Origin of the sequence: Phenylobacterium sp. (assembly GCF_036502675.1) — a bacterium.
Lineage (GTDB): Bacteria > Pseudomonadota > Alphaproteobacteria > Caulobacterales > Caulobacteraceae > Phenylobacterium.
On sequence record NZ_DASXYF010000145.1, the window covers coordinates 1 to 11,140 of the forward strand.

At 71.0% G+C, this 11,140-nt stretch carries 12 protein-coding genes; 11 read left to right on the top strand and 1 reads right to left on the bottom strand.

Annotation, left to right across the window (positions count from 1 at the left end; genetic code table 11):
* Positions 1-26: 26 nt before the first annotated feature.
* Together VGL30_RS18700 and VGL30_RS18705 are read left to right on the top strand one after the other, a co-directional pair.
* Complete coding sequence (locus VGL30_RS18700; protein WP_331541546.1) at positions 27-959, top strand: hypothetical protein; 933 nt, start codon at positions 27-29, stop codon at positions 957-959.
* 82 nt (positions 960-1,041) lie between these two features.
* Positions 1,042-1,410: a hypothetical protein gene (locus tag VGL30_RS18705; protein ID WP_331541547.1), complete on the top strand. Its 369-nt coding sequence runs from the start codon at positions 1,042-1,044 to the stop codon at positions 1,408-1,410.
* On the opposite strand, the gene VGL30_RS18710 is transcribed toward VGL30_RS18705, so the two are convergent.
* The gene (locus VGL30_RS18710; protein WP_331541548.1) at positions 1,407-1,562 is read right to left on the bottom strand and encodes a hypothetical protein; all 156 of its coding nucleotides are present in this window, start codon (positions 1,560-1,562) and stop codon (positions 1,407-1,409) included. The genes VGL30_RS18705 and VGL30_RS18710 overlap by 4 nt on opposite strands.
* Positions 1,563-1,577: 15 nt before the next feature.
* On the opposite strand from VGL30_RS18710, the gene VGL30_RS18715 reads away from it, so the two are divergent.
* From VGL30_RS18715 to VGL30_RS18755, 9 genes are all read left to right on the top strand, one after another.
* Positions 1,578-1,799: a hypothetical protein gene (locus VGL30_RS18715; protein ID WP_331541549.1), complete on the top strand. Its 222-nt coding sequence runs from the start codon at positions 1,578-1,580 to the stop codon at positions 1,797-1,799.
* Entirely contained in the window at positions 1,796-5,620 is a 3,825-nt protein-coding gene (locus VGL30_RS18720) for a phage tail length tape measure family protein (RefSeq protein ID WP_331541550.1), read from the top strand. Before VGL30_RS18715 ends, VGL30_RS18720 begins: the two co-directional genes overlap by 4 nt.
* A complete protein-coding gene (locus tag VGL30_RS18725; protein WP_331541551.1) occupies positions 5,617-7,170 on the top strand; it encodes a hypothetical protein in 1,554 nt (517 codons plus the stop codon). Before VGL30_RS18720 ends, VGL30_RS18725 begins: the two co-directional genes overlap by 4 nt.
* Before the next feature lie 2 nt (positions 7,171-7,172).
* Positions 7,173-8,039 carry a hypothetical protein gene (locus VGL30_RS18730; protein ID WP_331541552.1) on the top strand — a complete coding sequence of 289 codons (867 nt, stop codon included), beginning with the start codon at positions 7,173-7,175 and terminating at the stop codon, positions 8,037-8,039.
* Entirely contained in the window at positions 8,036-8,698 is a 663-nt protein-coding gene (locus VGL30_RS18735; protein WP_331541553.1) for a hypothetical protein, read from the top strand. The genes VGL30_RS18730 and VGL30_RS18735 overlap by 4 nt, the downstream gene beginning before the upstream one ends.
* Positions 8,698-9,408, top strand: coding sequence for a hypothetical protein (locus VGL30_RS18740; RefSeq protein ID WP_331541554.1), 711 nt, complete (start codon positions 8,698-8,700; stop codon positions 9,406-9,408). Before VGL30_RS18735 ends, VGL30_RS18740 begins: the two co-directional genes overlap by 1 nt.
* The gene (locus tag VGL30_RS18745) at positions 9,408-9,743 is read left to right on the top strand and encodes a hypothetical protein (protein ID WP_331541555.1); all 336 of its coding nucleotides are present in this window, start codon (positions 9,408-9,410) and stop codon (positions 9,741-9,743) included. The genes VGL30_RS18740 and VGL30_RS18745 overlap by 1 nt, the downstream gene beginning before the upstream one ends.
* On the top strand, positions 9,744-10,016 hold the full coding sequence (locus VGL30_RS18750) for a hypothetical protein (protein ID WP_331541556.1): 273 nt from the start codon (positions 9,744-9,746) through the stop codon (positions 10,014-10,016).
* 8 nt (positions 10,017-10,024) lie between these two features.
* Positions 10,025-11,140: hypothetical protein (locus VGL30_RS18755; RefSeq protein WP_331541557.1), on the top strand; the 1,116-nt coding region annotated here is incomplete at its 3' end.

The window sequence follows — 11,140 nt, forward strand, 5'->3', positions numbered from 1 at the left end:
CGGCCGAGCCCCAGGAGTAAGCCCCCATGGACCGCCAGCTGCTCTGGGCGAAGACCGAAGTCACCTACGGCGTCGACCCTGTTGCGGTCGCCGCGAACACCGTCCTGGCCGAGGACATCACCTACAAGCTCACCGGCCAGCGGGTGAAGCCGAACCCGGCCAAGCCCGGCGTGGGCCCGGTCCCCAGCTGGACCTATGGCGAGTACGTCGAGGTCAGCTTCTCTATCCCGCTGATCGGCAACGCCGCCGTAGGCTCCGCGCCGAAGTTCGGCCCGATCCTGCTGGCCTGCGGCTGGGCGGAGACCCTGGTGGCCGTCACCTCGGCGTCCTACGCCCTGGTCGCCAACCCGAAGGCCTCGCCCTCGCTGACCCTGGTGTGGCGCGACGATCGCCGCAGCCACAAGGTGGTGGGCTTCCGCGGTCGGCTCGGCCTGAAGCTCTCCGCCGGCCAGCGGCCGATGATCACCGTGACCGGCAAGGGCCTGCACACCGACGTCACCACGGGCGCCGCCCTGGCGCACGCCGACGCCGTCTTCACCGACTGGCAGGACGCGCGGCCGGTGGCGCAGGGCGCCACGGCCTTCACCTTCGCGGCCGTCGCCAGCCTGGGCCTGCGGGAGTTCTCCTTCGACCAGTCGGACAATGTGAAGTTCTTCGACCTGCCGGGGCAGGAGTCCGTGGAGCTTCTGGGCGAGCGGGCCTTCACCGGCAAGGTCAAGCTGACCACGCCGCTGCCCTCGGCGCTGAACTTCGAGACGCTGTGGAAGTCGGGCGCCCAGCAGACCTGGTCGTTCACCCACGACACGGTCGCCGGCCGGATCGCGACGGTGAGCGGGCGCGGCCAGGTGGTCGACCCGGGCTACGGCCGCGACAACGAACAGGACGTCACCGACTTCAGTCTCGAGCTGAACCCCTCGTCGCTCGTCACCGACAACGATCTCGCCCTGGTCTTCACCTAGGCGCGTGCGCCGACCCCGATCCGGGGCGCGCGCTCGCGCGGCCCGCCCATCAATGGCCAACCTCGCAGGGAGACCATGTTCCATGGCCGTCAAGTTCGACTTCAAGAGCCTCGAGCAACCGTTCGAGGTGGACTGGCCCGTGACGGTGTCCGAGCCGCAGGACGGGGGCACGGTGAAGGAGTCCGTGTTCACCGCGCGGATCCGGCTGCTGACGCCCGAGGAAACAGAAAGCCTCAACCGCAAAGTGGTGGGCGAGGACGGCCCGGCCGACATCAACGCCTGGCTCAACGGCATGTGGATCGGCCTGGGCGCCGAGGAGGGCGAACTGACCTCCGAGCTGCGTGGGCTGCTGCTCTCGCGCCAGTATGTGCGCTCGGCGCTGCAGAAGGCCTACTACGAGGCGGCGGCCGGGGCGCCCTCAAAAAACGCCGTGGCGCCGCCCGCCTCCTAGCGGTCGGCCGCATCGACGACGTCGCCTGGCAGGACAGCGACCTGAAGCGCGTACTGGACGACGCGCGCTGGGCCGAGGCGAGCGAGGCGCAGCTCGCGGAGATCCGTGAGCGCTTCACGCCCAAGCTCGCCGATCAGGTCTACCCGATACATCCGGACAACCACCTGGTGGTCCGGTGGGCGATGGCGGCTTGGTCGCAATGGCGCACCCTGTCGCTGTCGACCATGTCGTCGGCGATCTGGATCAAGACCAGCCTGGACTATGCCGCCGCCGAGGTGGCCGCCCGCCTGGCCGGCCTCGAGCCGAGCCGGGAAGACTTCGCCGCCCTGCGCGAGATGGAAGCCGAGGCGATCGACGCCTGGGCTGAAGACCGGGCGGCCCGCAAATGAGCGATTTTGTCGCCCGCATGCGGATGGAGGCGGAGCAGGCGCCCGTCGTCGCCGCAGTCCAGCAGACCACCGAGGCCGTCCGCGAGCTTGGCACGGCCGGTGAGACCACGGCGGCGTCCGCCGCCAAGACCTCGTCGGCCGTCGCGAAGCTGGCGGAGGACAGCAAGGTCGCCGGCCAGCAGGCCTCCATTCTCGGGCGCGAGCTGACCGAGGTCGCCAGCCAGGCCGCCGCCGGCGCAGGCAGCCTGCAGCACCTGGCGGCCGAAGGCGCGCTCACGGCGGGCGCGATCAACAACGCCTCGATCGCGCACGGCCATATGGCGGCGAGCGGCAAGCTCGCCAGCCACGAGATGCTTAATCTCGGCCGCCAGCTGAACGACGTGGCGACCATGGCCGCGCTCGGCGCGAACCCGATGATGATCCTGGCATCGCAAGGCGGCCAGATCGCGCAGGTGTTCACCGAGGCGTCGACGCGCGGCGTGACCTTCAAGGCCGCGCTCGCACAAATCGGCGGCGGCGTGCTCGGGCTCATCGGTCAGTACGGCGGGTTGATCGCCGCGACCGGCGCGGTTGGCGTTGCTGTCTACGGGGTCGTCAGAGGCTTCCAGGAGCAGGAACGCCTGACGAAGGGCGTCGCCGCCGCCGAGGTGACCTTAACCAACGCCATGAGCGACATGCGCGCCGTGATCGATGGCGTTACGGACAGCACCCTGAAGCTCGCCAGCGCTCGACGCGAGGCGGCCGCGGCCGGCGGCCTGGCCGCGGTCGCCGCCGCCAACACCCAAATCCGGGACATTGAGCACCCTTCATTTCTAGGCGGCCTCGGACGCTTCTTCGGCACCATCTCAGGAGCCTACAAGGGCGAAGATCAGGCGCTCAAAGCTGATCGCCTACGAAATGAGAGCGCGCAGGCCATGGGCCTCGCCATCCAGGCGACGGTCGGCCCGAGCGCCAACAAGGACTCCGTCGGCAAGGTCCTCGACACCGCGCTCCCCTACGAAAAGCAGATGCGCGACCTGCAGGAACAACGGGTGTTTCTGCAGAGGCACCTCAACGACACCGGCGTAGATCGCGAGCAGATCGAGCGCGGGCTGAAGGCGCTCGACCAGCAAGAGCTGGAGCTGCGGAAGAAAGACAACATCGCGCTGAACGGCAAGCCGGCGAGGGTGCACGCCGCCCCCAGAGACACGACGGACGAGCGCGATGCGCAGATCGCGCAGGCCCTGGCGCGGGCGAAGGCTGAGGAACTCCAAGCCACGCTCGGCATCACCCAGGACGTCCACGTCCGCGCCGACCTTCAGCGCCGGATCCTCGCCGCCGAGCTTGCCGAGCGGCAGGCGGGCGTCGACCAGCAGATCGCCGGCATCCTGGACGACAAGGGTCTGTCGGTGGCGAAGAAGAAGGAACTGGTCCTCGCGCTGAGCGCCGTCCAGGCACAGCAGGCCGTCACGGGCCTGATCCAGCAGCGGGCGGTCACCGAGCAGGAGAAGATCGCCGCCTACGAGCAGCAGGCGCAGGAAAGCGCCGACGCCGTGAAGGCCCAGTACGAGCTCGACGATGCGCGGGCCCAAGGCGCGGAGGACATTCAGCGCGCGCAGGCCGAGCTGCTGAAATCGTCCTACGCCCAGGCGGTGGCGAACGTCGCCATCCTGAGATCCGAACAGGCTCGGGCCGAGACGGCGCTGCAGCGCCAGATCAACGACGCCGCCGCGCTCGGCCTGTCGGCCAACGAGGTCGAGATCCTGCAGGTGCAGCTCGACGCCCTGAAGAAGACCCACGCCGCCGTGCTGGCGCAAGCGCGCGAAGCGACCGACCTGGCCCACGCGATGAGCGACGCGGTCGACGCGATCGGCGGCTTCAAGGACGCCTGGCGCCGGCACGATTTCGCGGCGTTGCTCGACAGCCTGGAGGCCACCCTCCAGACGGTGCAGGCTTCGTTCGCCCAGCACGGCCTCGCCGGCGGCGCCCTGACCACCGCCGGCGTCGTCAGCTCCCTGGTCGGCGGGAAGGCCGGCAGGGCTCTATCGACCGGCCTGTCCTACGGCATGGGAGCCAGCGTGCTGGCCAGCGGCCTCGGGTCCATCGGCGGATCCATGATCCTCGCCGGCGGCACGGGTGCGTTGGGCGGCCTGGGAATGGGCGTTGCGGGGCTTAGCGCCATGCTGGGTCCGTTGGCGCCGATCATCGGCGTGGTCGCCGGGCTGGTTGTGCTGGCCAAGGCCTTCCAGAAACCTTCCAACAAGGGCGCGGGCTACGACCTGGTCACCGGCGCGATCACGGGCAAGAGCCGCGACGAAGAGACCGAGAACGCCGTAAAGCAGTCCGGCCAGACCATCGTGCAGATGCAGGCGGCGCTGAAGGCGTCCGGCATCGCCAACCTCGACGAGATCCGCGGCCTGGTGATCGGTTCGCGCGACGAGAGCCAGATCTACACCGCCAGCGGCAAGACCGTCTTCGCCGCAAAGGGCGACCCCGCCGCCGCGGCCGAGGCCGCTTTCAAGGCGATGCTGGAGGGGGCGACATACGTCTCCGACACCCAGAAGAAGCTCGTGGAGAGCATGGTCGCGGCCGGCAAGGGCTTCGACGACGTTTCCGCCGCCCTGCAGCAGTTCGCCCAGGCCCACGCGCTCTCGCAGGCGATCGACGACGCCATCCAGCAGCTGACCGACCCCAAGGGCGCTGCGCTGACCCAGCTGCAGCGCGCCCAGGCCGACCGCGCCAAGCAGGTCGCCGAATTCGCCGCGGCCGGCAACTACACGGCCGACGAGCTGGCCCAGCTTGGCGCCAAGGTGGAGCGCCTCAACCAGCTCGAGCTGGACGACACCCTGGCCAAGTTCGCCAACGCGGTCTCCGACGCCACCAAGCGGCTGCAGGACGCCCAGGCCTTCGCCGGTGGCATCGGCGATCAGCTGCTGCAACTCACCAATCCGGCCGCCTACCAGGAGAAGCAGATCCGCGACGCGTCCGCGGCGCAGCGCACCCAGGCGCAGGATCTGATCTCGCAGGGGCTGATCTCGCCGGACACCCTGGGGCAGATCGACCAGCTGGAGGCCTTGCAGCTCGACGCCCTGTTCCAGGAGCTGGCCAGCGGCGTGAAGACCGCGGCTCAAGCCTTCGACGAAGCCCGACCGCGCCTGCAGGCCTGGCTGGACCAGCTGGCCGTCTCGCCCTCGGCCGAGCTGTCTCCCGAGGCCGCGAGGGACGAGGCCGTGGCGCAGTTCAGGCGCGTGCTGGCGCAGGCCCGCACCGGCGACGCCGACGCCCTCAGCAACATCACCAGCTACGGCGACCGCGCCCTGGCCGCCGACCGGTCCGCCACCTCCAGCGCCCAGCAGCGCCTGGCGCTCTACAACGAGATCACCGGCGGCGTGCAGGGCCTGGTCGGCGCAGGCGGCGGCGTCGGCGCCACGAAGGACCCGGTGGTGAACGCCATCACCGGCCTTGGTCCGACGTTGGCGGCGATCGCCGCCAACACCAACCCGGCGGCGGTTGCGGCCGCCGGCGGCCAGCCGGTGAACATCATCAACTTGCCGACGCTGAAGGCGATGTACGGCGCCGCCATGGAGCCGCAGACCGACCGCCTGGTGGCGGCGAACGACCGGTCGCGCGAGGCGATCGTCGCCGAGCTGGTCGAAGGCCAGAAGAAGAACGAAGCGGCCCTCGCAGCGCTCGGCGCTTCGGTCGGCGCCGGGCTTGCCGGGCTGGGCGGCGCGATCGGCGCGCTCGCCGAGGGCGCGGCCCAGCAGAGCGACCTGCTCCGCCAGCTGGCCGAGGAGACCGCCCTGCAGAACACCCTCGACCGGCAGAGGACGGGGACATGAGCGTCGTCGTCCTGGTCGAAGTCGACGTCACCTCGCCGATCGGCGAGCTGGCCACCCTGCGGTTCTCCGACCGCGCCATCCGCCCGCTCTCGCCGGCCGACCTCGATCGCCCCAATGCGGTGTTCGACGATCGCCTGGTCGAGGCCCCGGCGCTGCGCCGCTCGCTGTTCGACGACGTCGCCAGCCTGCGCCCGGCGCTGGGCTACGGCGGCATGACGCTCAGCAACGCCGACCAGGCGCTCGACCCCTACCGCGGCCACCTCTGGGGCGAGGCCCGCGTCTGGCGCTGGATCGAGGACACCCCCTTCGCCTCGGCCACGCCGATGTTCCGCGGGCCCTGCGCCACGCCCGGCTACCGGCACGCCACCGCCCAGGTCAGCCGGGTGACGGTCGGCCTCTACGACTACCGGACCGAGGTCGCGAACCCCCTTCAAACGCACGTCTACGCCGGTTCGAACGACGGCGTGGGCGTGCTCTATGAGGGCGAGGCGGACGGTCTGAAGGGGCGTCAGGAGCCGTTGACGCTGGGGAACCTGCTCGACGCCCACCTGCCGTCGCCGCAGGTCAACGCCGGCGCCGGCGTCTACCAGCTGCACGACGGCCCGGTCGGCGACCAGATCCAGATCTTCGACCGCGGCGACAACGCCGGCCTGACCTATCGCGGCGATGCCACGGGCTCGGCCTTCGACACCTTCGCCCTCGACGCAGCGCAGTCGCTGACCGACGTGGCGCGCGGCTTCGTGAAGATCAACGGCGAGCCGGTGGGCCAGGTGACCTTCGGCCTGAAGGGCGACGCGGCCGGCGGCTACGTCGACCAGGCCGGCCCGATCGCCGCCCGGGTGCTGGCCCGCATGGGCGTGCCGCCGGAGCGGATCGACGCCTCGATCGCCAATCCGCCCGGGCCGGTGGTGGGCATTTATGTGGCCGACGCCACTAACGCCGAGGAGGTGGTCGCCCAGCTGGGCGCGTCCTGCCTGGCGGCGATCGCCCCCGACGCCCAGGGGATCTGGAAGAAGGTCGCCTTCGGCCCGCCCAAGGCGATCGCCGACTACGACCTGGCCGCCCTGGACGTGATCGACCTGGCCGCCGACGAGAGCGCGCCGCTGCCGGCCGGCGAGATCCGGGTGGGCTGGGGCCGGATCTTCACCACCTTCGCCGGCGCCGACCTGGCCCCGGCGCTGAAGGACACGCCCTCGGCCGAGCGCCTGGCCGAGGAGTATCGCTGGGCGGTCTATGAGGACCTGGCTCTCAAAGCCCGCGGGCCCGCGGCCTGGCGCAAGGTCGAGATCCCCACGGCCATCCGGACCGAGGCCGAGGCGCTGGCCCTGCTGGAGCTGCTGAAGCCGCTGTTCGGCCTGCGCCCGGATGGACGCGCGCGCCAGGGCTGGCGGGTGATCACCGCCGAGAACGACGAGACCGCCGCCCTGGACCTCGGCCGGACGATCGGCCTGGTCTACCCGCCGCGGAGCATCGACGACACCTTCCTGCTGATGGGCGTCGAGCCCATGCGCCCCAAGCGCGAACAGCGCACCTGGACGCTGTGGGGCTGATCATGGCGAAGGGGGCGTTTTCCTACAGAAACCAGGCCCGGACCGCGGCGCTCTCCGGCGGCCTGTGCGGCACCGGCCTGCCGCTGGCCAACATGCAGAAGGACGCGGCCTACGTCTCGCGGCCGACCCGGTGGTTCGACATCACCAACCTGGCCTCGACGCAGTTCGAGTGGACCCTGGCGCCGCCCCAGCCGATGAGCCTGGTGGCGCTGTTGTTCCACACGCTCTCGCTCGCGGCCTACTACCGGCTGACGCTGCGCGCGGTCGGCGGGACCTTCGCCGCGCCGGCCTATCAGACCGACTGGATCCAGGTCGCGCCGCGCCTGCACGACTCCATGGATCTAGACTGGCTGGATCCGGCCTGGTGGCTCGGCCACGAGGATCCGGCCAAGCTGGCGCTGCGCAAGCGCCACCTGCCGATCGCCGTCCCGGCGGGCATCTACGGCGGCGGCCGCCTGGAGTTCGACGACAGGTTCAACCCGCGCGGCTGCATCGACGTCGGCGGGCTGTGGATCTCGTCCGGCTTCTCGCCGGCGATGAACTTCAGCCGCGGGCGCGCCCTCGACCTGTTGTCCCGCGACCAGGTCGATGAGGCGCCCTCCGGCCGGAACTTCCCTGAGCGCCGGGATCCACGCCGCAGCCTGACGATCGGCTGGGACGCGCTGACCGAGGACGAAGCCTTCTTCCTCGCCGACGCCGCCGCCCAAGTGCGGACCACCGACACGGTGCTGTTCATCCCCGACATCGAAAACCCAGCCAGCCTGGTGCGCGAGGTCTTCCCCGCAACCTTCGCGACGCCGCCGTCGCCGAAGTTCTTCTACCCGGGCCTCAACACCGTCGCGGCCACCTTCCGGGAGATCCTTGCATGAGCACCGCGCTCGAGCGGCTGACCACCGCCTACTACAATTCCGGCGAGGTGAGCGTCGCCAACCCGGGCGGCCTGGCGGGCAACGGCCACGTCGTCAACTTCCCGGCCCTGTGCGCCGACGTCGGCACGGTGTTCGCGGGCCTGCAGGCGGCCGTCGACGCCATCGCAGGCGTCACGGCCGCCGCGGCCGCGGCCGGCGCCTCGGCGACCGCCGCCGCCGGCTCCGCGGCCGCCGCGGCGGCCTCGGCCGCGACCTTCGTCAAGGCGACAACGGCCGAGATCCGGGCCGCCGCCAACGACACGCACTTCATCACCCCGAAGGGTCAGGCAGACGCGGCGCTTCCGCAGAACCTGGTCGACGGGGCGACGGTCCCCTGGGACATGGGCCTGGGCTGGAACGCCGAGTGGACGATCGGCGTCACCGGCCGCGCGTTGCTGCGGCCGACCAGCTCCCATCGCGGCTGGACGTCGATCCTGGGCGTCACCCAAGGCGCCGGCGGGAACAAGGTCCCCGACTTCAGCGCGATCACGATCCGGTGGCTGGGCGGCGTCCCCGAATGGTCGACCGCCGCCGCCGCCCGCGACCTGGTCATCCTTACCTGCACCGACGAGACAGTCGGCGCGCCCGTCTACGACGGCGTCTTCGTGCGGGGCAGCTAATGCGTCCCGGCGCCGCCTCCCTGATGGTCGCCAGGGCCGCTCCGGCCGTCCTGGTGGGCGCGAACGCGATCGCCAGCCCATCCGGCTACAACCCGGTGCTGGCCTGGCCGGCCGGCGCGGTCGCCGGCAACGTTGCGCTGGTGGCCGTGGCGTCCACCTACCTGGTAAACTCGGTCAGCTTCGGCGACGGCCTCACGGCGCCGGTAGGCTGGAGCAAGCTGACATCGTTGGCCTGGCCGACGGTGGGCTACACTTCCGCGGCCCTGACCAAGCTGTTGGCGGGCGGTGATGTCACCGCCCCGCCGGCGCTCAATCACGTGGCCGGCGGACCGATCTTCACCCGCGTCTACCGCGGCTGCAGCGCGATCGCGCTGCGCCAGACCGCCACCCGGGAGCTGGGCGACCACCAGCTGATCTTTCCGGGCATCGTCAAGTCGGCCAACTGCAAGGGCCTGGTCTCGGTGGTCTTCGACCGCAACCCTGACCTGCCAGGGCCTACCGAGCCTACCGGCTGGGACAACCAGATCACCTCGGCCGGCGTCGGCTTCTGGTCGGGCGCCTCGGCCGACCTGCTGCGGGCCAACCGCTACCACGACAACGACCCGATCATCTGGACCGGGTTCTCCGACCCTGACCCCATCCCCGACGGGGAGGGCGGCTTCATTCCGCAGGCCCTCCCGCAGGTCGGCTTCCTGTTCGAGCTCACCTGATGGCCGTCGCATTCAACCCCCAGACCCCGATCATCGTCACCACCGGGGGGTGGGCCGACTACGTCGAGTTCTTCCTGGCCGACAAGCTGCACCCGGATGTCCTGGTCGAGACGTCCGACATCCGGTTGATGTTCCGCACCCCCCACCAGGGCGTGGTCGACCTCAGCGCCAACTGTTCGAAGGCCGGCGGCCGCGTCTCCTGGATCGTGCTGAACGACATCACCGGCGGCTGGATCCCGGGCGACGGCGCATATGAGCTGAACGTGCGCCTGCCGGGCGAGCATATCGACCGCTGGACCTTCATCTCCCCGGCCAAAGTCAGGGCGGGCCTCTAGATGCCGACCGAGGTCATCCTCCTGCAACCCAGCAACGAAGTGATCGGCGGTGGCGGCGTGCAGGTGATCGGCGGCGTCGCCGGGCCGCCCGGCGCCAGCTCGGCGGCCGGCGTGTCGTTCGACGACACCCTCGCCCAGCTCGGCGCCGCGTCGGTCCAGCAGGCCATCGAGGCGCTGCTCGTCCTGATCCAGGCCGGCGGGCTGCCCTCGGGCGCCATCGACCTCTCCAACCCCAACAAAATCATCAACGCCAGCGCCACCGGCATCATCTGAGGATCCCCATGCGAACGCTTTCAATCAAAGCCCTGCGGCGTTACGGCCTGGCGACGGCGGCCGCCTTCTGCCTCGCCCTCGGCCCGGCCGCCCCCGCCTGGGCCGATTGGCCGATCACCGTTGCGCCCGGCGACGTCCGCACGGGCTGCACGGAGCTCGCCGGATCGACGAACATCGCCTGCAGCGCGCCGATCCGCGGGCAGACGGGCATCGCCGGCGGCGCCGGGTCGACCTCCGCTTCGACCACCCGCGTCGTTCCGGCGACGGACGCCTACCTGGCCGTCCAGGGCAGGGTGGCCGAGGGCGTCGCGCCGGTGGGCGGACCCGTTGTCATCGGCGGCTGGGACGGGACCGTCGTGCACACCATCGGGGCGTATACCCCAGGCGACGCCTTCTCGGCCGGGCCCTACGGCATCGCCACCTCCGGCCGCAACATGGTCTACAACGGGACCAGCTGGGACATGCAGCGGGCCGCGGCGCACGGCTATAACGCCACGGGGATAGGCCTGACCGCCGCCGCCCTGACGGCCGAGGTCGACGAGGTCTCGCCCACGACCGTCACTGAGAATCAGTTCGGCACGGCGCGGATGTCGGCGGCGAGGTTCCTGTATTCCGCGCCGATCTCGGGACAGGACGGCGTCGCCGGCGGCTCGGGGGCGACCACGGCCAACACCACCCGCACCACGACCGCCTCCGACTCTCCGGAGATGGCGCTCACCGGGGCGGTCACCGAAACCGCGGCGTCCACCGACACCAGCTCGTCGGGCCTGAACGGTCGCCTGCAGCGGATCGCCCAACGGCTCAGCTCCGTCCTAGCCAAACAGCCCGCCCTCGGCACGGCGGGCACGGCCAGCGCGGACGTGATCACGGTGCAGGGCGCGGCGTCGATGACGCCGATCGCCATCGCCTCGACGGTCGCCAACCCGGCCACCACCCTGACCCGGCCGGCGGACACCACGGCCTATGCCGCCAACGACCTGGTCGCCTCGTCCACCACGGCGGGCTCCGTGACGGTCCCCAGCTTCACCGCGACCCGGGTCGCCGCCGGCTCCTTCCGCGTGGCCGAGCTGCGGCTGGCCAGCAACCACACCACCGGCCTTTCCGGCGTGCAGGTGACGGTGCGG